At 64.7% G+C, this 26,200-nt stretch carries 13 protein-coding genes and 5 pseudogenes; 14 read left to right on the forward strand and 4 right to left on the reverse strand.

Annotation, left to right across the window (positions count from 1 at the left end; all coding sequences use genetic code 11):
* Positions 1-566 precede the first annotated feature (566 nt).
* The 4 genes from J8F10_RS34980 (at position 567) to J8F10_RS34995 (ending at position 7,744) form a co-directional block, all read left to right on the forward strand.
* Complete coding sequence (locus tag J8F10_RS34980) at positions 567-3,044, forward strand: hypothetical protein (protein WP_210662543.1); 2,478 nt, start codon at positions 567-569, stop codon at positions 3,042-3,044.
* A 33-nt stretch (positions 3,045-3,077) separates the two neighbouring features.
* A complete protein-coding gene (locus J8F10_RS34985; RefSeq protein ID WP_210662545.1) occupies positions 3,078-4,070 on the forward strand; it encodes an ABC transporter ATP-binding protein in 993 nt (330 codons plus the stop codon).
* Entirely contained in the window at positions 4,067-5,722 is a 1,656-nt protein-coding gene (locus J8F10_RS34990) for an ABC transporter permease (RefSeq protein ID WP_210662548.1), read from the forward strand. The genes J8F10_RS34985 and J8F10_RS34990 overlap by 4 nt, the downstream gene beginning before the upstream one ends.
* 219 nt (positions 5,723-5,941) lie before the next feature.
* Positions 5,942-7,744 carry a HEAT repeat domain-containing protein gene (locus J8F10_RS34995; protein ID WP_210662550.1) on the forward strand — a complete coding sequence of 601 codons (1,803 nt, stop codon included), beginning with the start codon at positions 5,942-5,944 and terminating at the stop codon, positions 7,742-7,744.
* Positions 7,745-8,040: 296 nt separating this feature from the next.
* On the opposite strand, the gene J8F10_RS35000 is transcribed toward J8F10_RS34995, so the two are convergent.
* Positions 8,041-8,511: a hypothetical protein gene (locus J8F10_RS35000; RefSeq protein WP_210662552.1), complete on the reverse strand. Its 471-nt coding sequence runs from the start codon at positions 8,509-8,511 to the stop codon at positions 8,041-8,043.
* Positions 8,512-9,208: 697 nt separating this feature from the next.
* On the opposite strand from J8F10_RS35000, the pseudogene J8F10_RS35005 reads away from it, so the two are divergent.
* A pseudogene (locus J8F10_RS35005) lies at positions 9,209-9,376 on the forward strand (IS701 family transposase); the annotation flags it as partial.
* A 30-nt stretch (positions 9,377-9,406) separates the two neighbouring features.
* On the opposite strand, the pseudogene J8F10_RS35010 reads toward J8F10_RS35005, so the two are convergent.
* Positions 9,407-10,312: pseudogene (locus J8F10_RS35010) on the reverse strand (IS3 family transposase); the annotation flags it as partial.
* Between the two features lie 159 nt (positions 10,313-10,471).
* On the opposite strand from J8F10_RS35010, the pseudogene J8F10_RS35015 reads away from it, so the two are divergent.
* A pseudogene (locus J8F10_RS35015) lies at positions 10,472-11,974 on the forward strand (ISNCY family transposase).
* Here the strand turns inward: J8F10_RS35015 and J8F10_RS41030 are convergent.
* Positions 11,975-12,235: pseudogene (locus tag J8F10_RS41030) on the reverse strand (transposase); the annotation flags it as partial.
* Between the two features lie 67 nt (positions 12,236-12,302).
* Between J8F10_RS41030 and J8F10_RS41165 the strand changes: the two are divergent.
* The 5 genes and pseudogenes from J8F10_RS41165 to J8F10_RS35050 form a co-directional block, all read left to right on the forward strand.
* Positions 12,303-13,132, forward strand: a pseudogene (locus J8F10_RS41165) (IS701 family transposase); the annotation flags it as partial.
* 26 nt (positions 13,133-13,158) lie between these two features.
* Positions 13,159-14,331 carry an ISAs1 family transposase gene (locus J8F10_RS35035; RefSeq protein WP_210662562.1) on the forward strand — a complete coding sequence of 391 codons (1,173 nt, stop codon included), beginning with the start codon at positions 13,159-13,161 and terminating at the stop codon, positions 14,329-14,331.
* Positions 14,270-15,397, forward strand: a complete 1,128-nt coding sequence (locus tag J8F10_RS41035; RefSeq protein ID WP_390891160.1) for an acyltransferase family protein — start codon at positions 14,270-14,272, stop codon at positions 15,395-15,397. Before J8F10_RS35035 ends, J8F10_RS41035 begins: the two co-directional genes overlap by 62 nt.
* 284 nt (positions 15,398-15,681) lie before the next feature.
* Positions 15,682-16,434 (forward strand): class I SAM-dependent methyltransferase, encoded by a 753-nt coding sequence (locus J8F10_RS35045; protein ID WP_210662566.1) that lies wholly within the window; start codon positions 15,682-15,684, stop codon positions 16,432-16,434.
* A gap of 135 nt (positions 16,435-16,569) precedes the next feature.
* Positions 16,570-17,757: a glycosyltransferase family 4 protein gene (locus J8F10_RS35050; RefSeq protein ID WP_210662568.1), complete on the forward strand. Its 1,188-nt coding sequence runs from the start codon at positions 16,570-16,572 to the stop codon at positions 17,755-17,757.
* 205 nt (positions 17,758-17,962) lie between these two features.
* Here J8F10_RS35050 and J8F10_RS35055 read toward each other — a convergent pair whose 3' ends face one another.
* Entirely contained in the window at positions 17,963-21,664 is a 3,702-nt protein-coding gene (locus tag J8F10_RS35055; RefSeq protein WP_210662570.1) for an FG-GAP-like repeat-containing protein, read from the reverse strand.
* A gap of 534 nt (positions 21,665-22,198) precedes the next feature.
* On the opposite strand from J8F10_RS35055, the gene J8F10_RS35060 reads away from it, so the two are divergent.
* The 3 genes from J8F10_RS35060 (at position 22,199) to J8F10_RS35070 (ending at position 26,175) form a co-directional block, all read left to right on the forward strand.
* A complete protein-coding gene (locus J8F10_RS35060; protein WP_210662572.1) occupies positions 22,199-23,302 on the forward strand; it encodes a glycosyltransferase in 1,104 nt (367 codons plus the stop codon).
* A gap of 54 nt (positions 23,303-23,356) precedes the next feature.
* A complete protein-coding gene (locus J8F10_RS35065; RefSeq protein WP_210662574.1) occupies positions 23,357-24,757 on the forward strand; it encodes a phenylacetate--CoA ligase family protein in 1,401 nt (466 codons plus the stop codon).
* Between the two features lie 200 nt (positions 24,758-24,957).
* Positions 24,958-26,175: a glycosyltransferase family 4 protein gene (locus tag J8F10_RS35070; RefSeq protein WP_210662577.1), complete on the forward strand. Its 1,218-nt coding sequence runs from the start codon at positions 24,958-24,960 to the stop codon at positions 26,173-26,175.
* Positions 26,176-26,200: the final 25 nt, after the last annotated feature.

The following is a 26,200-nucleotide window of genomic DNA, read 5'->3' on the forward strand; positions in this document are numbered from 1 at the left end:
CCCACCTCCGACCGGCACGCTCACCCACAGTCCCGCCCGGCGCTCGGAACCCGGGCGCGTTACTGCAGAACTGTTCGGATTCCTGAAACGCTAGTTCATGCCCGGTCTTCCCCCGCTCCATTTCGGGCACCGGTCCACGAATCGCGGGCACTCAACCGCCGAAGTTGCGACCAAAAGATGAGAACGCGCGGTGCGGCGCGAATCGGGGCGCGGGCGAGTCGAACACGGGCGCGAGAGTTACTGCGGATACGGGAGCGCGTGATGTTGGTCGCCGCAGCCGCAAGAAATGAGACCATTTGGCCCCGGGTCCGCGTATTCCTGCCCGTCCCCGCGACTGCGTTCCGGGTGCCCGGGCCGCAGCTCTGACCGATTTTGCCGCGCGGGTGCCAACTTGATGTGCCCTCACGCCGCAGAATCATAATTCGCGCGAGACTTCATTTTGACGTTTGAATAGGCTAGTGGACTCGCACCGCCCGGACCCCGGCGCCATTTGCCACGGCTTGTGTCTCCGATCCGCGCGGTAGATCGTCGAGCCGGCTGCGTCACCTTCTCCAGGATGCGCGGACATGCACCAGCGGGTCAACGGAATCGGCATCGCCCTCGGTCTGTTGATGTCCGCCCCCGGATCGGCACTCGCGCAAAACGAGTCCCCGTCCCTGCGCATGGACGGGCTGTTCCCGGTCGGCGCCCGGACCTCGCTCACCGACACCTGGGGAACGCTCCGGTTCGGAATCGACAACTTGGGGCCGACCGCGAGAGAAGCCCGGGTCGTCGCCTACCACCTCGACCGCCCCGATGTTCAGTACTGCCGGGACGTGTGGGTGCCCGGCAACTCCCGGCTCACCTCCTGGCTCACCGTCGGCCCGCCCCCGGTACAGGCGAGCCAACTCCGGCGGGACATCGGCTACCGTTTGTACGAGCGCGTCAACGGTGAGTTCCGGCCGGTCGCGTCGCGCGACCCGGAGCGCCTCGTCTCGCGGGCCGTGCCCTACCGCCCGCGCGACCCGAGCACCGCCGTTTACCTGGACGCCCCCGACGACCCGGACGGCCCGGAGGCCGTTACCGCAAAAGGGTCGACCGCGGGCCAAACGGTCCTGTTCGCTCGAACGTTCCGGCACACGCGCGGGCTCTCGGAACACCTCTCGATCATTATCGACCGGCACCTGCCGCCGACGGTCGAGGCGTTCGACGGGATCGACCAGTTCGTTCTCGCCGGGAACCGGCTCGCCGCGGACCCGGCCGCGGGTCAGACCTTGCGCCACTGGGTGCTCCGGGGCGGCACCCTGTGGGTGATGCTCGACCGCGTGGACCCGGACGTACTCGCCCCCGTTCTCGGCGAGGCCATGCGGTTCCAGGTCGCGGGGCGCACGGGCCTGACGGCGCTCCGGCTCCGGGCGCCGGCCGACCCCCTCGCGCCCGAAGTGCAAGAATTCGAGCAGCCCGTCGATCTGGTCCGGGTCCAGCTCTCCGGGTCGGAAACGGTTCTCTTCGAGGCGAACGGCTGGCCCGCGGCGTTCAGCCAAACGGTCGGGCGCGGGCGGGTCGTGTTCACCACACTGGGCGCGCGCGGGTGGTACCGGGCGCGGGGTCCGCGCGACGGCGCGTCGCGGTTCGAGGGCACCCGCGACGTTCCCGTTGCCCTCGGTGCGTTCGACGGTTTGGCCATACACCTGTACCCGGAGCCCCAGCCGGAACCGCTCCGGGCGGAGGATCTGGCGCCGCTCCTGAGAGCGGAAATCGGCTACGAGGTCGTCGGGCGCGGGACCGCGAGCGCGATCCTCGCGGCGTTCGTGTTCGGGGTGCTGGCTCTCGGAATCGGGCTCCGCCGGTCGCGCGCCCCGGAGCGCATCGGGCTGTTCGGGCCGGCACTCGCGGCCGCGACCGCCGGGGTCTTCGTCGCCATCGGGATAGCGTCCCGGAGTTCCGTTCCGCCGACCGCCGCGGCCGTGGCCGTGGTCGAAGTCACGCCCGAGAACGGGGAGGCGTCGTGGCGCGGGCTGTTCGGGGTCTACAACCCGGCGTCCGGGGATCTCCAGTTAGGAGCCGAGCGCGGCGGCGCGGTGGACCTCGACTCGACCGGCCTGGGGGGGCAGACCCGGCAACGGGTCCAGACCGATCTCGACGCCTGGCACTGGGAGAACCTCGCGTTCCCGGCGGGGGTGCGCGTGGGGCCGTTCCGGTCCGCGAGCCGCACCGGTGCCGCGACCACGGCGCGGTTCGGCCCGAACGGGCTGGAAGGCAAGTTGACGATCGGAACCTTCAAGAACCCGGCCGACGCGCTCATTTTCTCCAAAGCGGGAACGGTACTCACCGCGCGCGTCGAAGCGGACGGATCGTTCCGGGCCACCTCTGACGACGTTTTGCCCGCCGACCAGTACCTCCCGGGTACCGTCCTCACCGACCGCCAACAGCGGCGCCAGGACGTTTACCGCCGGCTCCTGGCGCGTTCCAGCACGAGTGCCCTTCCGGACCGGGACCGACTTTTCGTGTGGGCGGATACGGACGACCTCCCGTTCGCGGTCGAAGGGGCGAAGCGCACCGTCGGAATGGCCCTGCTCTCCCTCCCGATCGAATTCGCCCCCCAACGGAGCGGGGATTCGGTCACGATCCCCAACGGGCTCATTCCCCACGCGGCGGTCATTGACGGCCGGAGCCGGCGCCCGATGCTCGAACAATCCCAGCCGGTTCAGATCCCACTGCGGTTCCAGTTGCCGCCGTCGGCCCTTCCACTCACCGTCGAACGGGCGGTGCTAACGGCCCGGGTCCGCGCCCCGGCGCGCAAGTTCTCGGTGTCCGGGTCGGCGGACGAGACGGCGGTCCCGCTGTTCGCAGCGACCGACCCGGGGGGGGCGATCCGGGTCGAGATCACCGACACGCGCGTTCTGCGCCCGGACGCCACGGGCGGGGTGTCGCTGACCCTGACGGTCAGCGAGCGGCTCGGCCCCGACGGGCGCCCGAACCCGGTCCGGATCGATGAAGCCGAGGGGAAGTGGCACATCGAGGCACTCGGCCTCGAAGTCGTGGGGCGGGCGGGGAACCCGTAACCGGAACCGGTATCGCTCGACGGGAGAACGCGCATGGGAACGGACGGACCGATAGTCGAAGTGCGGGGCCTGACGAAGAAGTACGGCCGGTTCGTGGCCCTGGACGGGCTGACGCTCTCCGTCGGGCGCGGCCAGATCCTCGGGTTCATCGGACCCAACGGGGCCGGTAAGACGACCGCCATCAAGATCCTCGTCGGGCTGTCGCGGCCCACGGCCGGCAGCGCGACGGTGGCCGGCGTCGACTGCGTCGCGCGCCCGCGCCAGTTGAAGCGGCTGATCGGCTACATGCCCGACACGTTCGGCTCCTACGACAACATGCGGGTGAGCGAGTACCTCGACTTCTTCGGCGCGGCCTTCGGGATCCCCCGGCGGGCGCGGGCGAAGCGGATCGACGAGGTGCTCGAACTGGCCCGGTGCCCCGCGTTCAAGGACCTGTTCGTCGAGAGCCTCAGCCACGGGATGCGGCAGCGCGTCGCCCTCGCGCGGACGCTGCTCCACGACCCGGTCGCCCTGATCCTCGACGAACCGGCCAACGGGCTCGACCCGCCCGCCCGGATCGAGATGCGGCACCTGCTGCTCGACCTGGCGCAGCGCGGGAAAACACTGATCGTCACCAGTCACATTCTCCCCGAACTCGCGCGCATCTGCGACCGCGTGGCCATCATCGCGCGCGGGCGGCTCCGGGCGTCCGGCACGCTCGAAGAGGTCGCCCGGCAGCTCAGCCCGCTGCGCACCATTGAAGTGCTCCTCACGCGCGCCGGGGATCTGGCCAAGACCGAAGGGCTCGTCCGCGGGCACGCGGCCCCCGGCGCCGAAATCGAAACGTCGGCGGCGGAACTGGCCGTCCGGTTCCGCACGGCCAAGAGCGAGGCGGAACTCGCCGGGTTGTTGACCGCCCTGGTCGGCGCCGGGGCCGAGGTCGCGCAGTTCCGCGAAGTACAGACCGACCTGGAAGAAGCGTTCATGACCGCGGCCCGCGCGGGGGACGCCGAGGGCGCCGCGGGCGCCCCGGAGGAACCGTCGTGAACCCGATCGTTCGCCGCGAATTACTCGACCTGCTCCGCACCCGCGCCGCGGTCGCGATCCTGGTCGGCTGCGCGCTCGTCACCGGGCTCCTCGTCCTGACCCACTGGCCCGCGGGCGGCGTGGGCGACCTCGGCGGGGGGGCGGCACTGGGCGTGCTGCGCGCCCTCGGGTACGGTCTATTAACCGGCCTGTTACTCGTGCTCCCGGCGTTCCCGGCGGCCGCGATCGTGCGCGAGCGCATGCGCGGGACGCTGGCACTGTTGCTGAATTCGCCGATGCCGCCGTGGTCGATCTACGCCGGCAAGCTGGGCGGCATCCTGGGCTTCACCGCGATCCTGCTGCTCCTCACGGCCCCCGGCGCGGCCGCGAGTTACGCCCTGGGCGGGTCCACCGTGACCGGCGGGGTCGGCTTGTTGTATGCGGTGCTCGCCGCGCTCGCGGTGCAGATCGCGACGATCGGGCTGTTCGTGAGCGGCCGGGCCCAGGGGACCGACAGTGCCCTGCGCACCACTTACGGGATCGTGCTGACACTGTCCGTTCTGCCGCTCGCGGCCCACTGGCTGTTGCCGCGCGACAACCCGGCGCTGGCGGCACTCGCGGCCTGGCTCGGGTGCCTGTCGCCGGTCCCGGCCGTGCTGGAAGCGGTCGGCCACGGCCGGGTCGGGCTGCCCGGCGAACAGTACGGCGGCGGGGCCGTTGCGCGGTACGTGTGTCTGGCACTGGCGACGAGCGGGCTCCTGGCGGCCGCGGCGATTCGCGCGCTGGGCCGGGTGCCGCTCGACCGCTCCCGCGCCGCCGGGGTGATGACGAACGACCGGTCCTCGGGCGAACGAGCGGTGCGCCGGGTGATGTTCCTCGTGGACCCGAACCGGCGCTCGGGGGGGACGAGCCGGCTCGTGAACCCGGTACTGGTCAAGGAGCTCCGCACCCGACGGTTCGGGCGCGCCCACTGGACCCTGCGGCTCCTCGCGGGGACCGCGGTTCTTTCGCTCGCGCTGAGTTACATTGCGGCCTCCGGCGCGCTCGGGTGGGGCGTGGACGTGATCGGCGGGGCGCTCGTTCTGATGCAGTCCGCGCTCCTCGTACTGTTCGTTCCCAGCCTCTCGGCCGGGCTCATCAGCGCCGAGCGCGAGGGCGGCACCTGGCAGCTCCTGCGCACGACGCCGCTTTCCGCGGGAGCAATTTTACGCGGAAAACTCATGAGCGCGGTGTGGCCGGTCCTGCTCTTACTCTGCGCCACGATGCCGGGGTACGTAGTGCTGGCGACCGTGCAGCCGGAAACCGCGTCCCAAATCGGGCGCGTGCTGGCTTGTCTGGGGTCAATGGCCGTGTTCTCGGTTCTGGTGGGGGCGGTCGCGAGCAGCCTGTTCCGCTCCACCGCGGCCGCAACCGCGGCATCGTACCTGGTACTCGCGCTGGTCTGCATTGCCCCGCTCCTGGTCTGGCTCGGCCGGGAAGCGCCGTTCAGTCACCGGGCCGTCCAGGTCGTGTTGATGATCGACCCGGTGGCCGCGGCTCTGAGTGCGGCGAACACCCCCGGGTTCACCCGCTACGACCTGCTCCCGTTCAACTGGTGGGTAATGGGCGGGGCCGCGCTCGCGCTGCTCGTGATCCTGATCGTTCGGACCCGGCGCCTGTACCGCCCGGACTAACCGGTTTCGGACTTCTCGCGAGCCGCGACCGCGGGGAAGCGGCCCAGCTTTGTAACGAGCTGCGACCACACGGGAGCGGTTATTCAGGCTCCCCCTCGGTGCAGAACCGCGACAGCCAAGGATCTGTTGCGCGTCCCACTCCCTTTAGAGTCGCGGCGCGTCCAGCACGCGACCACGATCCCGATAACGAGACTCGCCGCACGGCCCTCGGAGATCGCCATGCCGAACGCCCCGACCCGGACCGCCCGTCCGATCCTGTTCGCAGTAGCCCTCCTCGCGGGCGCGAGCGGGTCCGCGCGCGGTGAAGACCTGGATTCGGTGATGTACCGCGACCCGGAGGTTCCGGTCGCGAAGGTAGTAAAGGCGTACCCCAAGGGGTTGACCGAACTCTGGTTGGTGGCGCTCGATCGGCCCGACCGGGAGTCCCCGAGCCGGGCCGCGCTCGCGATCGCCGAGGCCCACGAGGGCGGGATGACCGGCCTGAATGTCACGATCCCGGCCCTCGTTCGGCTGCTCGACCGGCCGGACCAGCACCCGGCCGTTCTGTCGGCCGCCGTTCGCGCGCTCGCGGCCCTCGACGCCCGCGACGCGGCACCCGCGTTCCTGCGGCTCGCCAAATCGGGCAACCCGGACGTGCGCGACGCCGTCGAGCTGACGCTGGCCCGCTGGGACCACAAGCCCGCGCGCGACCTCTGGATCGAGCGCATCGGCCAGCCCCCGCCGCACGGTCGCGGCGCGCTGCTCGCGGTCCGGTGCCTGGGAACCGTTCGCGACGAACGCGCCGCGCCCCGGCTCCGTGAACTCGCACTGGCGCCCGATACCCCTCCCCCGCTCCGACTCGCCGCGGCCCGCGCGCTGGGCGAGATTCGCAAATCGGGGTCCGAAGCAGACGCCGCGCAACTCGCCGGGGACGCCACCCCGCGCGGGGCAACCGGGCGCCTCGTCGGCGCCGCGCTCCTCCGGCGGCACGAGGGGGACGAAACGATCCGGCTGCTCCAGAAGTTCGCCCAGGACACCGAGCCGGCCGTGGCCGCGGTCGCCGTCGTCCGCCTCAGCGAACTCGGTACCAAACACGTCCTCCCGGTTCTGACCGCGGTTCTTGCCAGTCCCGATGCCGAGGTGCGAGAGCACGGTATCGAAGCCATGTTCCGCAACCCGTCGGACGACCACGCCCGGGAGCTCGCGCGCGCGTTCAACGACCCGCACCCGGCCGTCCGGGTCCGCGCCCGCCAGTGCCTCTGCGGACTGGCCGATGCGAGGCGCGCCCTCGTGATCGAGCGCGGCGCGGCGGCGCTGACCGGGAACTGGCGCGGGCAGGAGCAGGCCGCGATCCTGCTCGGCCAACTCGGGCACAAGCCCGCGGCCGGGCGCCTGGTGGAACTGTTGAAAGCGAGCCGCCCCGAGGTGTTTGTGGCGGCGGCCTGGGGGTTGAGGCAACTGGCCGTGCCCGAAACGCTCCCCAAAGTGCTGGAGCACGTCCGCGCGCGCCACGCGGATCTGCTCCTGTTGGGAACGAAGGTGAACATTATGGACGCCCCGACCGACGCCGTGGACCAGCAACTGTCCCACCTCATCCAGTTCATCGGTCAGGCGCGGTACCGGGCGGCCGATTCCGCGCTCCGGGCGCTCGTCCCGCGCATCATCAAACCGGGCCTGCCCCCGGGGTTCACCCCCGTCGGCCCGGCGGCGCGCGCCGCGGCAATTTGGGGGCTCGGTTTGCTCCACGAGGGAAAGCCGGACGACGCCCTCGCGACACTGCTCGAGGGCCGCATCACCGGCGACGGGATGTTCGGGCACGACGACGAGCGCGTCCGGCGCATGTCGGCGCTGGCACTGGGGCGGATGGGGTCTAAACGGTCCCTCGAAGTGCTCCGCAATACTTCCGATGGCAAGGAGCCCTCAGCGAGCACCGTGCCGAACGCCTGCCGATGGGCACTCAACCGATTGACCGGCGAACCGATCCCGGAGCCGGGTGTGGTCGAATCCGTGCAACGGGATTGGTTCCTGGTCCCCCTGAAGTGACTCGTGGCTTTGGTGGCACGTGCCCCCACCGCACCGGGCTTCGCAAATGCCGCCGAAATCGCGACCGACTCGGTAACCCGCGGGCGACCGCACCTGAGCGTCGAGAGCGGGCCGTCTGGCAGACGCCCGGGAGCTGGTTCGGGCCGGAGAACCGGTGGGACGTCTCGGGTTCCACCTCGAGGCGCGATTGTAGATTCTAAGTGTTTCGCGGACGTGCCGATCCGAGGAGAGTGGGTGCCAAATCGTTAATCGTTTGCCGAAGGGCGATTCGGCCAGCGAACCAAGCAATCGATAGCTCAAGCGCTGCGGATACCGGCGACCAAGTCGAGGTACTGGAGGAACGCCTCCACGCTCCCGCACGCGTGCACTGCTTCGGCCACCTGCCGGGCCGAGTCCGCGCCGCCACACGCGCCTACCACTGTGTTGACCAGCGCCACGTTCGCGAGCACCGCGGCCAGGTCGGGGGCCAGAGTCTGAGCCGGGACGAGCGCGACAACCGGAGTCGTGGCGACTAGCACCTCGGGCGCGGGAACGGGGGCCGGCGGCGCACTCGTCGCGCGCGCAGCGGCCGGAACCGCCTTTAACGCAGCACCCTTTGCCAACTTCTTCTTGAGCTCGCTCTTAATGTTGTGGGCGGTGTATCGGATGGATGTGTCGGTTCCGACCACCCCGCGCGCTTTAGCCTTCTTGATGACCTCGTCGGCCGACAAATTGATGTCGCCGGTAAGAATCTCACGAACAACAACGCTGACGGCAGGTGCTGGCACGGGTACACTCCGGTCGGGCGGAATTAGGCCGTCCGTAGCGGGTGCGTAATCCTTGAGGTCATTTTTCACTCTCACACGCCAACGGACAACCTCACGCCCATCCGAGACTTGGGATTTTGTCCTTAATTTGTGTCGGTTGTGCCGAACAGTCACACCGGTGGTACGATTTGTGAGAGAAGTACGGAATGCTCGTTCGTTCGTTGTACGCGGATTCTCTACTGATTGCACTGGGCTCCCCGTTCATTCCGCGGACCTACTGGCGATCCAGAACTTGGCGCCATCCGAGACGCTACGGCAATCGACCCAATCCATAAATGGAGCTCTACCGTCTGATGGATCTACGTTATTTCCTTCTCAAAAAACGTGCTTTGCCGATCATTAAGCGCCTGCGGGGCAAGAAGTAGCGTGGCTCATGAGGCCCCAGGGCTAACGCATCTATACTCTACGCGGCCAGGAATGAGTCCAGGGTCCACGCATCTTGAACTGCTGACAACGTCAAGGGATAAGCATACACCGGCGGTAGCCCAGGAGGTACCGCCATGCCGAAGTCCGAGATCAGTTTCGCGAGGCACTTTGCCGACCTGTCCGATCCGCGTGTAGATCGGACCAAGTGGCACCGGCTCGATGATATTAGATGTTACGCAGTGCGGCATTTTTGGGCCTTGCGCGGGTGTGAGTGTGGGTCTACGATCGTGTCATGAGCGTGCCCAAGGTGTTCCCGCAGGACTACATCGACTTCTTGATCGCGACCCCGAAGGGGTACTCGGGTACGGAGGCGGCTCGGGTACAACCGAGCCAACCCGACCCGCCGGCCCACGATGCGTTTACCCGTCTGCTCGCGCGCGTGGAACCCGATCCCGACACCTGATCTTCCCCAAGGAAAATGGAGTCGAAGTTAACGGCGTTTCGGGTTGTAGGTCCGTTCAAACTCTTCGGGTGGTAAGAACCCCAGAGAGGAATGACGGCGGACGCGGTTGTGGAACACTTCCAGGTACTCGAAGATCTCGGCTCGCGCCTGATCCCGGGTCGCGAACATCTGGCCCGACGCGATCTCGCACTTGAGTCGTCCGAAGAACGATTCCATCGGCGCGTTGTCCCAGCACGGGCCCACGCCGCTCATGCTGCACACGATCCCTTCCGCCGCGAGCGCCCGCGGGTAGTGGTCACGGGCGTACTGGCTCCCACGATCCGAGTGCGCCACCAGACCGGCTTCGGGCCGACGGCGCTGGACCGCCATCTCCAGGGCATCGACCACCAACCGGCTCTCCATCGACTCGTCCATCGACCAGCCCACGATCATCCGGCTGAACAGGTCTTCCACCACCGCCAGGTACAACCAGCCCTCACGGGTCGGGATGTACGTGATGTCGGCACACCAGCGCGCGTTCGGCCCCTCGGGATCGAAGTCCCGATCGAGGACGTTGGCGGCCACCGGCAGACGGTGATTCGAGTCCGTCGTGCGGACGAACCGCCTCGGGGCCTTCGCGCGGACCCCGTGTTCCCGCATCAGTTGTGCCACGGTGTTCTCCGAGCATTCGTGCCCGCGCGCGTTCAACTCGGCGGTCATGCGCGGGCTCCCGTAACGGCCCTTCACCTCGGCGTGGATCTCCTCGATCGCGCCGACCAGCTCCCGCCGCCACGCTTCGGTCGGGCTGTCGGGTCGGGCGCCCCAGGCGTAGTACCCACTGACGGAAACCTCCAGCGCCTCGCACATCCAAGCGACGGGCCACTCGTCGGCGTGGTCGGCGATGAACCGGAACGTCAGGTGGGCGGGTTGGCGAAGTACGCGGCGGCTTTTTCTATGCCGGCAAGCCTGACTGGTGGTGCAGAAGGCGTTGAGTGATGATGGGTTGCGCCTCCACGGAGTGTTCGTATGGCCCGTCGCACCTGTCGTCCCGCGCCAACCGCCGAGCAAACGCTGACCCCGGTCGCCACCGCGTGTGTGGCGTGCGGGCATCACCTGTACCTCGACTACTCCAACTTCCGCACCGTCACCACGCTGGCCGGCGTCGCCCGGTACACACTGCGCATCGGCCGCTGCCGTCACCGCCCGTGTGACCTGTATTCGGTCCCGTTCCGACCCGAGGCCGAAGGCCGAATCGCCCTCCCGCACCACGAGTTCGGGCTCGACGTCGTCGCGTACGCCGGCAACCGCCGGTACACCGCGCACCGGACCGCGCCCGAGATCCACGCCGAACTCGTTGCCCGCGGTGTGGCCCTGTCAGTTCGCACGGTCACCAACCTGCTCCACCGGTTCGACGAGCTGCGCACTTGGGTGCCACCAACCCGGACCGGATGCGCCCGGCGTTCGAGAAGCAGGGGCGGGTATTACTCGCGCTCGACGGGCTCCAGCCGGACGTCGGGCACGAGGTGCTGTGGGTGATCCGCGACGTGCTCAGCGGGCGTGTGGTCCTGGCCAAGTCGCTGCTGTCGGCGTGCCGGGCGGATCTGGCCGCCTTGCTGGCCCAGGCCGCCGAAGCCGTCGGGGTGCCGATCGCCGGGGTCGTGTCCGACGGGCAGCACTCGATCCGCAACGCGGTGGCCCAAGCAGCTGCCCGGAGTGCCGCACCAGTTGTGCCAGTTCCACTACCTGCGGGAGGCGGCCGGGCCGGTTTACGAGGCCGACCGGCACGCCAAGAAGGAGCTCAAGAAGCGCGTCCGCGGGGTGCGCGAGGTCGAGCGTCGAGTCGAGGACCGGAGCGATGCGGAGGCGGAGGTCGTGCGCGGGTACTGTTCCGCGGTCCGCAGCGCTGACCGACGACGGGCGTCCGCCGCTGGACTCGGCCGGGCTGCGGCTGCGCGGGCGGCTCGACGCGGTGGCGGGGAGCCTGAAGAAGCTGGGCGGGGAAAAGGGGCGGGCCGGGAGCTGACCCGGTTGCACGGAATGATCACACGCGGGCTCGAAGGGACGGCGGCACTGTTCGCGCCGGTGAAGGAGCTGTTCGATCGGGTGTACCGGGTCGCCCACGAGCTCTCGAACTACGACGGCCGGACCGGGGCCGGGGTCCGCGCGGTGGGACGAACGGGTCCGGGAGATGGACGCGATGAGCCGACAGCGCCCCGACCTGTCCGAGCCGCTGGATCACTTCGTGAAGGTGAGCCGCAGTTACGAGCCGGGCTTGTTCCACACCTACGACGTGGGGACCTGCCGCGGACCAACAACGACCTGGAGCAACTGTTCGGGGCCACCGGCACCACGAGCGGCGGTGCAGCGGTCGGAAAGTGGCGTCGCCGGGGCTGGTCGTGCGGGGAGCGTGCGGCTGGTGGCCGGGCTGATGACGCGGCTGGGCGAGGCGACGGCCGAGGAGTTGGCACCGACGTCGGTGCTCGCCTGGCGCGAGTTGCGAGAGGAGCTCGGGTTTCGTGAAGCGGCCCGGACCCAACAGCGGCAGTTCCGACGCGATCCCGCCAGCTACCTCAAAGCCTGGAAAACCTGGCCCGCCAGTCAGGCTTGCCGGCATAGCTTTTTTAGCAGATCCCGCTCGGCCTTGAGTCGCGCGTTCTCGGCGCGGGCGGCGCACCTCGTCGTCGGCCGGTGCCGGGTTGCCGTGACCGGGAAAGGGCGCGCCGCCACCGGCGAGAACCGCCTTGCGCCAGCGCGGAGCAGCGTCTCTGAGACATCGAGTCGGCGCGCCACCTCGGCGACGGAGAGCTTCTGGTCGGTGATCATCTTGACGGCCGCGAGCTTGTACTCGGCCGTGTATGTCGTTCGGGGACGGGGCATCGGTGAACTCCTCGCTCTGAGTGTACACCGCTAACTCGGACTCCACCAAACCTGGGAAGGTCAACCCCTCTGGGCCGAAGCACGAACCCAGGTCCGGCGCGACGACGGGGTGCTGGTTGTGGACGATTCGACCCTGGACAAGCCCTACGCCCGAGCCATCGAACTGGTCACCCGGCACTGGTCCGGCAAGCACCACGCGGTCGTTCGGGGATCAACCTAGTGTCCCTGCTGTGGACCGACGGGGACCGACACATCCCGTGCGACTACCGGATCTACAACAAGGACGCCGACGCGCGCACCAAGAACGACCACTTCGGGGACATGATCCGGGGCGCTCCCGGGGCTTCAAGCCCCGGGGCGTCGTGTTCGACGGGTGGTACAGCAGCCTGGATAATCTGAAACTGATCCGCAACTGCGGGTGGGTGTAGCTCACCCGGCTCAAGTCGAACCGGCTCGTGAACAAGGATCGAGAGGGCACACGGGCGCTGGAGCACACGACCATCGCGGCGACCGGCACGGACGTGTGGCTCACCGGATTCGGGTTGGTCAAGGTATTCGGGATTGCCACCCCAGACGGGGCACCGCGTATTGGGCCACCAACGATCTGGGGATGACGGACCTGACCCGGGTGCAACTCGCCGAGTTCAGTTGGGCCATCGAGCACTACCACCGGGGATCAAGCAATGCACCGGGATCGAGCGGTGTCAGTGCCGAACGGCCCGCGCCCAGCCGCAACCACATCGGGTTGGCCCTGCGCGCGTTCCTACGGTTCGAGGCGCGCATTGTTTTGCGACGGGCATCAGTTGGGTCGAAGCCAAAACCGCGATCATTCGTGAGGCCGTGCGAGACTACCTGACACGACCCCACATTGGCTTCCCAAACCACCGCACTGCGTAACACCTAGATATCCTGGTTGTCACCCTGTGGCGGTCATCTGCGGGGCCGACAGTTTCGAGGAGATCGAGCGTTTCGGGGACGCCCGCGAGGACTGGCTCAAGACGTTCCTGACGTTGCCCAACGGGATCCCCAGTCACGACACCTTCAACCGGGTGCTCTCGGTGTTGGACCGGGATCAGTTCTCGGCGTGCTTCGCTCGGTGGATGACGGACCTGTGCGAGGACGCGGGGTTGCGACCCATCGCGATCGACGGGAAGGCGTGCCGGGCGGCACCCGGGGATACGTTCAGCGGTTGCCTGCACCTGGTCAACGCCTGGGCCGTGGAGAACAACTTGTTCCTGGGCCAAGTGGCGGTGGCGGACGGGTCCAACGAGATCGCGGCCCTGCCCGCGCTGCTGAAGGTGCTGGACCTCAAAGGCGCGCTGGTGACGATCGACGCGGCCTTTTGCCAGAAGGCGATCATCGGGCAGATCCGTGAGCAAGGCGATGACTACCTGGTGACGGTGAAGGGGAACCAGCAGGCGTTGCACCGAGCCGTTGTCGCGGCCTTCGAGCTGGCGGGCGACGCGGAGTTCGCCGGATGCGAGATGGTCTCGTCGGTGGAGGATGGTCACGGGCGACACGAGGAGCGGTATGTGACCGTGATCCGCGACCCCGAAGGGTTGCCGAAGGAGTGGGGTGGACGTGGGCGCGGTGGTGATGGTCGGTCGGGAGCGCGAGGTGAACGGCAAGAACACCCACTCGGCGCACTTCTACATCACCAGTTTGCGCAGCCCGGCGCAGGAGTTGGCCGGCTACATCCGGGGCCATTGGGGCGTCTAGAACGGGTTGCACTGGTGCCTCGACGTCGCGTTCCGAGAGGACGAGAACCGGACGCGGGACACGAACGCCGGGGCCAACCTGGGCGTAATCCGGCGGGTCGCCGCCTCGCTCCTCAAGCAGGACAAGGGCAGCATCAAGGCCAAGAGGCTCAATGCCTCCTGGGATCAGGATTACCTCAAACAGGTTCTACAGGGATTCAAAGCCGATTAGATGCGTTGACCCTGGTGTTCGGTCTGTGTCGATCCACTTGTAGTGGCAGATCGCATTCGCTCGGATCTATTGACTCTGCTGAATCGAGCAATAAAATCCGCCTCTGTGCCATCTTTGTACACTACTCCCGCCCTGCCTCTCTCATCAGGTCGCGTTCCCGGCCTTGATGGGTTAAGAGCCATTTCCATCTCCCTCGTTTACGCAAGTCACCTCGCCAAAACAAAAGGGTTGAATCTACCTCGCCCGGATTTAATCTCCCGGCACGGGGCAATCGGGGTAGACGTATTCTTCGTCATCAGTGGCTTTCTCATTACCCTCCTCCTCTTCCGGGAGAGCGGGCGGACCGGTCAGATTTCCCTCTGGGGCTTCTGGCGGCGGCGAGTTCTACGGATCATCCCAGCGTACCTTAGTTACCTGCTCGTCGTTGCTCTCCTCAGTTATCTTGGCGTCTACGCCCTAACCGGGTCGGACTGGGTGGCATCGCTGACATACACTGTCAATTTCCTCCCCAGGCTAGACGAAAGGTGGCCAATTGGCCACCTTTGGAGCTTGTCCGTGGAGGAACATTTCTATCTCCTCTGGCCGTTCGCGCTCGTTCTTTTCGGGCGCCGGGCGGCTGGATTTCTTCTCGTTGTCGTCGTCGCATCCTCCCCGGCCATACGCTACGTCCTATGGCTGACTCTCCGAGATAGACTCGACATCGATTTCGCAACGCCCGCACGAATGGACACACTGGCTGTCGGATGCTTGCTCGCCTATCTACTGACAGGTCGGGCCGGGCCGACCGTCTTGGCCTGGGCCGGACGGCGGGCTACTGGCCTGTTTCTGGTCGGCGTCTGCGGGATCATCCTGTCACTCGTCGCGAGCTCCCTATCGGGCAAGGTGGCGATCACTATCGCGCGCCCCCTCGTCGCCGGATTCGTTGCCTTGGTAACTCTCGCGGCCGTCGCCAACGCTCACAGCCGAGTCACCCGCCTCTTGGAATTCCGCCCGCTCGTATGGATTGGTACCCTCTCCTACTCGCTCTACCTCTGGCAAGGGCCATTCCTGAACCCGCACTCTGACGCTTGGGTCGCGCGTTGGCCAGTTAACCTCGCGCTGTCTGTCGCCGCGGCCACCGCGTGCCATTACCTGATCGAGCGACCGTTCCTGCGTCTGAAAGCTCGGAATCGCGGAGGGTCCGAAATTGAGGGCGAGGGACGCTCCAACCCACCGCTGCGCGTCCCCCAGTAGATGTCGGCCTCAGGGGCATTCAGTTGGCTGGCCAGTTGGAGCACTGATTTAGCTCCAAGACAGCGGTCTGCCGATACGCGACCGGCGATGGCCGCTCGGCACAACGCACGCCCAGTTTTCTTGAGGGCTACAAGCGGGTGGCGGGTGTCGAGGTAAAACCTTGGCCGAAAATGTTTTCGGCCCCAAATGCGAGTTGGCTCTGCCCGCCCGCCAGCCCGTACAATCACTCCGCCGCGAGCTGATTCCGGCAGGCACCAACTCACGGCATGCGAGGTCTGAGACCAATGGAAGACCGCGTCTATTCCGAGAAATTCTTCAGCGACCATGTCGCCGGATCGCGGCAGTCGGCCCACGTTATCGTTCCTATGGTGCTCGACCTCATCCACCCCAAAAGCGTCGTTGATGTTGGCTGCGGCCTCGGTGCTTGGCTCGCCGTTTTCGCGGAAAACGGCGTGACCGACATCATGGGTATCGACGTGGACTACATCGACAGATCCCATCGGCTAATCGCAGAGGACAAATTCCGCCCAATTGACCTCAATAAGCCATTCAAACTCGACCGCTCGTTCGACTTGGTCGTCTGCCTCGAGGTCGCCGAACACCTCCCGGAGAGCTCTGCCGAAGGATTCGTCTCCAGCCTCGTCGCGATTGGGGGCGCCGTCCTCTTCTCTGCCGCCATACCCGGCCAAGGCGGCACTAACCACATCAACGAACAGTGGCAGGTGTACTGGCGAGATCAATTTCTAAAATGTCGCTACGAGTTGGTCGACTGCTTCCGTCCGCTGATCTGGGAAAACGACCGGGTCCAGGTCCACTACCGTCAGAATATGTTTCTGTACGTGGATGCAACTATTTTAGACAGTATGCCCGGTCTCGTTGCAACTCGGGCTAAATTCGCCGGCCATCCGCTATCGATCGTCCATCCCGCGCTCTGGGAAGTAGAGCACATGAATACCCGCCCCACAATCGGCAGTCTCCTCCGTGAATTTCCTCGCGCCGCCCTCCGGTCGGTCCGGAAACGGTTTCTGAAGAAGTGATATCCTTGTCTCCGGAACATCTGAGTACAGGGCAAATTCGCGCATCATGCCGCTAAGAGGTTCATCAATCCTATGAGAGTGTTGTTTTATCAGGAGCGGTGCGCCCCGGGGGGGATAAGTACGTTCATTCAGAGCATGTGCATCGCGTTGAAGGAAGCCGGCGTCGATTGTGCGGCGTTCTTTGAACGCGACGAAGGTGATTTTACCCGCCTCTCACGCTCCACTCCCGCCCACCTCGGCTCCATCAATCCGCTCAGTCAACTCCTGCGGGAACGCCCTGTCGATGTCATCCACACTACGCTGTCCTCGGCTAGCGTATCCCTGCCCAAAAAGCTCCACCGCATTGGCTGGAGAGGGCGCCTCATCGTGACCGGACAGGGTGTCGTCATTCCGGGCTGGCATTCCAAAAACTGCTTCGCACTGACTAACGTGAACACCAAACAGGCTACCGAACTAGAAAGCTTGACCGACCTTGAGGTCGAAGTCATCTACAACGGCATTGACACTTCTGTTTTCCAGCCCACTGAATACATTGGCGGGGCTCCCATCGTCGCCTGGGTCGGCCGGGCCTCCGACTTTGAACAGAAACGCTTCGATCTGTTCGCCGATATTGTTCCCGCACTGCACCAGGCGGGCGTCCGAATCTGGGTCGCCGACCCCGAAGGCCCGAACGCTGTCCCGCCGTCACTCCGCGACCGCATCTCCCCCTACGTCGATTTCTGGGACGGTCTCTCGCGCGATCGCATGCCGGGCTTCTATCGCGACGTCGCCGCCAGTGGCGGGTGCGTTCTCTCGACTGCCCGCTACGAAGGCCTCTCATTCGCGTTGATCGAAGCTCAAGCCTGCGGCTGCCCCGTCGTTGCGGCTCGCGTTGTCGGCGTCGACGAAGGCGTCCGCGAAGAATACGGCGGGACGTTGTACTCACCCGACCTCGACGCTGCCGGCATCGGCCAATTACTTCTGAACACCATGTCCGACCGCGCTCGCATGATCGAGCGCGGTCGCAAGTGTCGAGAGTTTGTCCTCAAGGAGTTCCAACAATCCGAGATCGCTCGCCAGTATCTCGATATCTATCGCCGCACCACCCAACGACTGGCGATCGCCACCTCCGACATTCACAATCGGCGCCACCGAGCCCAGGATCTGATCGCCGCGACCCGATGCGCATCCTGGTCCTTCCGCGAAGACCTTGGCGCCATCCGAGCCGCCGTGGCAATCGACCCAACCCAAAAATGGAACGCTACCGTCTGGCGGCTCTACGTTACCTCTCTGCTCAAAGAACTTGCCTTCCCAATCATTAAACGCCTGCGGAGCAAGAAGTAGCGTAGCCCATGAGGCCCTTGGGGTAAAAATCAGCAGCCCGAGGAGCATGCGGACCGCACCCGGAACGGCGACCGTGAGGTTGTGCATCCACCGGAAATCCGCGACGTACCAGTGGAGGGATCAGTTGCTCACGCGGGGGAACGGGCGGATAAACGCCCCCCAGGCACCATACAGTCAATACCCAACAATCCATCCGCAGCCACCATTAACCCACCCAAACCTTGCCCGCGTACTCGGGGTACGGGTCAGACACCCGAAGGACCGGCGGCAGGGTGCCGACGGGAGGGAGATTTCCACCTGCGAAAGCGATCAAGCGATCACCTGATGTCGTCAGGATGTCAGATTTTCCATCGCCATTAACATCTCGGGTCGCCACTCGAGTACCTCCCACAAGGTCGGCGTTTGGTGGCAAGAACTCCGCGAGCACCGTCCTGGTGTTAGTCCGCACGAGCGACTTGCCAGAATACACGACGATCCGTCCGTTCCCCCACTCCCCCGCACCTAGAACGAGGTCGCCGTACCCATCAGAATCGACATCTCCGATTGCGAGGAACACCCCCTTCCCCATAGCAGAGCCGGGCGAAAAGGTGCTGAACAGCGCGGCGGGAGTGCTGCCCGTCCGGAGCGAAGTGCCGGCAAAACCGGACACGGTCGTGCCCGTTGCGTAAAGCCCGGAGACCACGAGGTCCGCTTTACCGTCCGCGTCGAGGTCACCGAGAGCGACTCGGGTTTGACCCCAATAGCCGGTCGACGGACCGGCCGAAAATTCGGTCAACTTGGCGTAGTCTCCACCGCGGTACACCCGCACGTGCGGCCCGCTCTCGTCAGTTCCCATTGCAATATCTGCAATTCCGTCGCCCGTTACGTCCCCAACCGCAACCGACACCCGACCGTAAGTATAGTTCGCGCCAAGGAATTTTTCCGGCCGTACTTTCCCGGTTGCACCATCAACGATTACGGCTTGCGAGTACATGCCCCCGTTCGACCCGACGACCACATCGGCGACCCCGTCCCCGGTCACGTCGCCGGTCGCTACACTGGCGCCGCCCGTGTAATTGTCACCGAACGGTCGAACACGGAACCGAACCGAGCCGTCCGGATTAAAAAGGGTAACCGTTGCCACCGGGCCAGCATCCGTTCCCACTGCGTACGGAAGGCCGACTGCGGCAACCGAGAGTGTGGCGCTACCGACTAGTGCCGCCGACGCCTTATCGACCAAGTTGATGGAGCGCGAGCCCGCGGTCCGAAGCGTGATCGTAAACGTGTGGACGCCGGCATCGGCTGCCGTAAATGTGTAGTCCGCCGGAAGCCCGGCCAGAACATCGCTACTCGTGAACCGCACCGCACCACGATACCCCGTCGCAGCGGTCCCATTGCTTGTAAGAGCGGATACAGTAATGGTGAACGACGAACCCGCGGTTGCTGCCGCCGGAGCCGAAATGCCAAACTTTGCGACCGAAGGCACGTTCTCGACGACCGTCCCTCCACTGGTCACACTGCCGCTATACTCAAACGCCCCGAGATCCAAAGCCTTCCCAGCAACCAATCGGGGGCGACTCGTACGGGGGTCGAGGTACTCGCGATCAACTGGGTGTGCTGAGGCCCCCCCCGCCATTTGACCCGAGGTGTCGATTGCAGTCGAAGTCGCTTTGAGATGATAGTCCCCATTGCCCGGAGACACGAAACCGGGATCACCGGACGAGCCGACGATAAGGTTTTGAGTTCCACTCGCGTGCCCGGAAAAAGTCAAGAACGAAAGCGCGTAATTTGAAGGCACCCAGTTTCGCCCGAAATACGCGTTGTTGTTTTCAGTCACCAAGTTAAAATAAGGTGATTTAGCGCCAGGGGTACTTGGGACAGTAGCGAAAATATTGTTCCGCGCGTCCACGGTCTCGCCGTTAGTGGCCAGTTTAACAGCGATGATTTTATAAACCTGGGACAGATCCGACCGAGTCACCAGTGTATTATTATATAGCGACAACACTCCCTTCCGATATAGCGGGGTCAACCCGCCGTCCCCACCATAATACACAATCGACGCGGCGTTCCCGGGCGGAGCGACGAGCGTATTTCCGTATACAAACGCCTGATGATATTTAGCAAGAGTGATGGCCAAATCGAATTGATTATCGGCTTCCGGGAGCTGGAGCTGGTGCGCGCCGCCCTCGATATAATTATTCCGGATAACGAGCCCAGCCGAACGGTCCTTTAAACCCGCGCCGAGAGCTCCTGATCGGAGCGGGCCATACCGATTATTCTGGTATAAAGTATCAACACCCTCAAGATAAGTATTATGCTGACGATCGCTCCCGATATTCCCGTTTCCGTAGATATAATTCCCATCAAGGGTGACGCCCATCATCAGGCGATCGAACCCAGATTGGCCCGCACCATACACCCCTTGCCCGTTATCATTGATGGTACAGCCCTTGATCGTGACATTTTCGGCCCGCTCCAAGTAGATGCCCGCACCGACTCGCCCATATACTTTTTTCGTTCCGTTGTAATCGGTAAACGTGTTATCCGCATTCCCCTGGTACGCATTTTGGATCTGGAGATTCTGGATCGTAATGTACCCTGGTTTGTAACCGACCGCGTAGCCGGGCCGGACGCCCACAACCACTGCGCCGGCCCCACTGAGCGCAGCGTAGCTGTTGACAAACTGCGGCGCAAGAACGGCCTGATAGCCATCAATAACGGGCAAAGCCCCTGTCACCGGGTCGGGAATTCCGTTGATGGTAATCCCGGCGCTCGCCGTTCCCCGCGTCGAGATCTGAAACAGCTCGTGGTAGCCGCCCGCCTTATAGTGGATGTTGACCGTATCCCCCGGCCCGAGTTTGCTCCAATCCAGATCGGCGATTTTCTGATATTTTTGGCCCGGCCCGATGTCGTACACGCGGGCCGCTCCGGTCCCGGCACTTGGGGTAACCACACCAATCTCCGTCCCGAAAATCGAGTACATCACTTCGCTTGACGGCGTAGCGTAACCCGAATCGCCCGCGCCGCTCGTCGCCCGCACCCGGTACACATACGCGCGCTCGGCCGCCGTTCCGGTATCGGTAAACGATGCCACCCCCGGCGCCGTCAAGCCGATCTGAGTCCAAGTCATTGTGTGGTAGGGGTCGTACACCGCGCGTTCAACTTTAAACCGGGTACCCGCCGAGTCGTTATTCGTCCAGGAAATCGTAACAGACGTCGCCGCGTTCGCAACCGCCCCAAGCGCCGACGGTTCGCGTGGGATTCCGGCCGCGTGTGCAGACAGTGTTACCGCGGCCGGGGCTGAGTAGTCGGAGGTCGGCGCGTTCCAAGAGTAACCGCGAACCCGGTAGGAATAAGTCGCCCCCGGTGTGAGTCCCTTATCCACCCACGTCGTCGAAGTAAGGAGTGATTTAATTACTTGATATGACACTCCGTCAGCCGATCGCTCCAGTATGTATCCACGCTTAGTGTCACTGGTATTTGGATCCGTAAACGAGACGGCCGCTGTGGTTGAAGAGGTAGCCACCGCGCGGAGGGTGGTGACCTGAGCTAATGCACCGGATGGCACGGACTGGGTAGTCGCTACTGTCACTGCGGTGTAGGGCGTCGGACCGGCCGCGGTGAGGGTTCGTACACGGTAGTTGTAGGCCGTTCCGGCCCAGCCGCTGGTGTCGGTAAACGTGTTCTCGTTGGACGGTAGGACAGTCAACGTTTGAAACGTGCCCGTTGATTTCGCGGCGCGCTCGACCACCACAGCCGTGTCCGCTGTACCCGTGAGATCCCACGTCAAATTTACTTCAGATTGCGACAGCGCTAAACTTGTCAGATTTACGGCATTGAGCACCTCGCGAGACTCAAGTGCCTCAAGCCGAGGGCCGAACGGAGAATTCCGTTTCATAAAAACATGTGCCTTGGTTGTTGCCGGCACCCTACAGCGGGCGCGCGAGCTGGGATAGTGTGCGGGTGCGAGTTCCCGCGGTCACGCGCCGAACTACCCCTGAAGATCTGGGTGGCCATTCACGTGATTACTGGGATATAGCTTGAGGAACCGACAATGCCAATTTTATGAGTCAACTTAGTGTCAGAGCATATTTTTCTCGTCTAACGGGCTCCCCCCGCTCTTAAAGCAACTTAAAAAGTCATTTTCGGAATCTTGCCGGAGTTCACGAGAACCGGTGTCGCAATAAGCCCGAATGCTTGAAAAGCTGAGGGCAGCAATCGTTTCGCCGGAGATTCCCGCGCGTGAAATGCAAATTTCAATTGCGCCTTCTCCAAGGCAGACTGATGACAGGCAAACACCAACTGATTCATTAGCAAACCATATTCTCCGCCGACGATCTGATTCCTGCCACACTTAAGTACTACTGCAAAATTAAGGTGCCCCCTCAACACCTACTGATAGACGGCACGAGCGTCACCTAGAATTTGCCGCGACTGAGCTTAAAATTGCGATTCGGATCTCATGCGCGATCTTGTAAGGAACGTGATTGTAATGCCACAACCCACCCTTCGCGTCGTTCACATCGTCGGCCAGCTCGAAGTGGGCGGGATGGAAAAACTGCTCGTCGAGTTCGCGCGGCACTGCGATCGGGATCGATTCGATCTCGTTTTCCTTGCTTTAGGGAGAAACGGGACCGTTGGAGACGAGATCGAAGCACTCGGGTGGCCGGTCGAATCACTCGAACTGGCGCCTGGGTTGAATCCGTGGCTTGTCATTCGACTCAGCCTACTGTTCCGCAAACTGGGCGCGGACATCGTTCACACACACAACACGCGCCCGCTGCTTTATGCGGGACTGGCGGCGAGTTTGGCGCGAGTCAAACGTATAATCCACACCCGTCACGGGCAGAGGTTCGGATCGTCCCGCCGCGAGAACGTCATGTTCCGTCTCGCGGCCTTAACAGCGAATCGCGTCGTTTGTGTCTCGCACGACAGCGCCCGGCTCACCCGAACCGAAGGCGTCGCTCCCAAACGAATCCGAACGCTACTGAACGGCATCGACATTACGAGGCTTCGACCTGCTACCCCGGAGCACAACAACCCGGTACTTGCGGTAGGCCGTTTCAGCCCCGAGAAGGATTTTACGAACCTAGTTCGCGCCGCCGCGATTGCCGTTCGATCGGACCCGACGTTCCGTCTCGAAATTGCAGGGGATGGAAGATGTATGCCCGATATCCGCCAACAGGTTACCGACCTGAATTTGGGTGGCGCGGTACGACTTCTCGGTCAGATCAGCGACATTCCGACTCTGTTAACCCAGGCAAGCTGTTTCACATTGGCGTCCCTGACTGAGGGCATTTCGCTCACCATTCTCGAAGCAATGGCAGCAGGCCTGCCAGTTGTCGCGACCCGAGTTGGCGGGAACCCTGAGGTCATCACGGAAAATGAAACCGGCCTTTTGGTACCCGCCTCGGATCCGGAAGCACTCGCCGCAGCTCTTCTGGAACTCTGGCAAGATCCAACCCGCCGCCGGAAAATGGGCGATGCAGGTCGGAGGCGCGTCGAGAAGCACTTCGACGTCCGCCAGATGGTGGCAGAGTACGAGAAACTGTACCTTGACCAATGAGATAGAGTTGACTGAATACCGATAAAACCCGTATTGCATCACGAGAACCCGACGATGCTGGCCCGGCTCCATCGTAATTTCGTGCTCCGCCCGTTCGAGGGGACGGTCAAAGGGCGGAACACGTTTCGTCACTGGCGCGAGCTGGAACAAACGCAGTGGCTCCCGCGCGCCGAGCTCGAGCGCCGGCAACTCGAATCCCTGCGCCGGCTGCTCGAGTACAGTTACCAGAAGTGCCCGTACTACCGGCGCGAGTGGGACCGCCTCGGTTTGAAGCCGGTTGCGGTTCAGACCCTCGCCGACTTCAGCGCCTGGCCCGTCCTCACCAAAGATGCGATCCGCACCAACCGCACCGAGATGCGAGTGGCAGTTCCGGGTCAGCAAATGCTCGCCAAGGCCACCGGCGGGTCGAGTGGGGTGCCCCTCCAGTTCGACCTGAACATGGAGAGCCACGAGCGCCGGGTTGCCGCCACGTACCGCGGGTACAACTGGGCCGGCGCCGGCCCCGGAACCAAGCAATTCTTCCTCTGGGGCGTTGCCCTCGGGAACCGGACCTGGCGCCAGCGCACAAAGGACCGGATCTATGACTGGCTCAACCGCCGCATCACAGTCAACTCGTTCGAGTTCAGCCGCGCGAAGGTGCCCGAGTTTCACCGCCGGCTGAGCCGGTTCCGCCCGGACGTCATAGTCGCCTACACGAACCCGCTCTACGCCTTCGCACAGGGCCTCGAAGAGCAAAAGCTGGTGCCGTACTCGCCGCACTCGATCATCGTCGGCGCGGAGAAGATCTACCCGTTCCAGCGCGAGCTGATCGAGCGCGTGTTCCGCGCCTCGGTGTTCGAGACCTACGGCGCGCGCGAGTTCATGATTATCGGGGGCGAGTGCGACCGGCACACGGGCCTGCACCTCACTACCGAGAATCTCGTGGTCGAGGTCGTGGACGACCAGGGGCGCCCGACCCCGGACGGGGAAGAGGGGAACGTCGTTGTCACCGACCTGACGAACTACGGCATGCCGTTCGTGCGGTACATTAACGGCGATCGCGCGGTGGCCGGATTCACGGAATGTTCGTGCGGGCGCGGGCTCCCGCTCCTACGGAAGGTCGTCGGCCGGCAACTCGACATGATCGACACCCCGGACGGGCGGAGTGTGCCCGGCGAATTCTTCCCGCACCTGCTCAAAGACTTCCCGGCAATCGAACGGTTCCAGGTGGTCCAGGAATCGAACGCGCGGGTAGAAATTCGCGTGGTACTCCGCTCGGGGTGGGACGACGCGAGCCGGAATCGACTCGATACCGAACTGCGAAAGGTTCTCGGCCCCGTGATCGCCATCGACGTGACGCCCGTCACCGACATCCCGCTGACGGCCGCTGGGAAGCTCCGGGTCGTGGTGCGCACGACTCCGCGCGCGACCGGCGCGTCTCCAGAACCGACCACAGCCGCGAATCCGCATGGGTAAACGCACGCGTTCTCACCAGTTTCGCGGTGATCGCGGGGCGCGTGAAAGGTTCGGGCACGGGACGTCGTACTATTACCGCGACGCCAGAGCACCCGCGCCGGCACCGTCGTTTCAACGACCGCGCCCCGATCTCGTGCCGCGACAAACGAGCCAAGTCAACCAAAACGTAGACGCGCGAGAAGCGCCCGGACGGAAATGCGATGCGGATTCTGACGGTCACGAACCTGTACCCGAACCCGTTCCAACCGCAACGAGCGACGTTCAACCGCGAACAAGTGCGCGCACTCTCTCGCGCGCACCAAGTCACCGTCATCTCGCCGATCGCGTGGACCGACGAACTCGCCGCCCGGCGCGCGGGGAGCCCCCCCCTGCCCCGCGGTCGGCGCACGGAATGGGACGGGGTGCCGGTCGAGTACCCGCGGTCGTGGTTCCTTCCGCGCGTCCTGCGCGGCTCTTACGGGCGCTTCTTCCAGTGGTCCCTCGCGAAGCCGTTCCGCCGCGTTGTGCGCGAGTTCTGCCCCGATGTCGTGTTCGCGACCTGGGCGTACCCGGACGGTTGGGCCGCGATTCGGCTCGGGCACAAGGCCGGATTGCCGGTCGTGCTGAAGGTTCACGGATCGGACGTTCTCGAACTCGACAAGCACCCCGCTCGCCTGCATGGAACCGCTGAAGCGCTCCGACGAGCCGACCGCGTCGTGGCCGTGAGTCGCGATCTCGCGACCAAGGTGCTCGAATTCGGAACCGACCCCGATCGCGTGCATCTCATTTACAACGGCGTCGATCACCAGGTCTTCTTCCCCGGCAATCGGTCCGAAGCGCGCCAGCGCGTGGGTCTCGACCCGGACCGGCCGGCGCTGCTCTACGTCGGCAATCTCGTCCCGGTCAAAGGGCCGGACATCCTCATTGAAGCGTGCGGCCTGCTCGCCAAACAGGGCACCGCGTTCGACCTCCACATTGTGGGTAAAGGTCCGTTGCGCCCGACCCTGGAACGACAAGTCGCGGACCGCGGAATCGCCGACCGGACCCGGTTCCACGGTACGATCCCGCACGACCGCTTGCCCGACTGGTTCCGGGCCACGACGATGCTCGTACTGCCCAGTCGGTCCGAAGGGGTGCCGAACGTACTGTTAGAAGCGTCGGCGTGCGGCACCCCGTTCGTCGCCAGTCGCGTCGGCGGGGTGCCCGAGATCGCGCACCTCGGCGCGAGCCGACTGTTCCAGCCGGGAGACCCGAACCAGCTCGCGAGCGCGATTGCCGAAGTGCTCGCTCGTCCCCCGGCACAACCGACCAGTCAAGCGGGCCGAACTCAGGCGATCGTCGCGCAGGAACTCAGCGCAGTGTTTCAGTCCGCCGTCCAAAAAGACCCTTCGGTGGCGAGCAAAACGCTCTTCCGGCCAGAAGTCGCCTCGACAATTTAGCCCCTGCGCGATCAAAACCAGGAAC

It is taken from the genome of Gemmata palustris (assembly GCF_017939745.1).
GTDB classification, from domain to species: domain Bacteria; phylum Planctomycetota; class Planctomycetia; order Gemmatales; family Gemmataceae; genus Gemmata; species Gemmata palustris.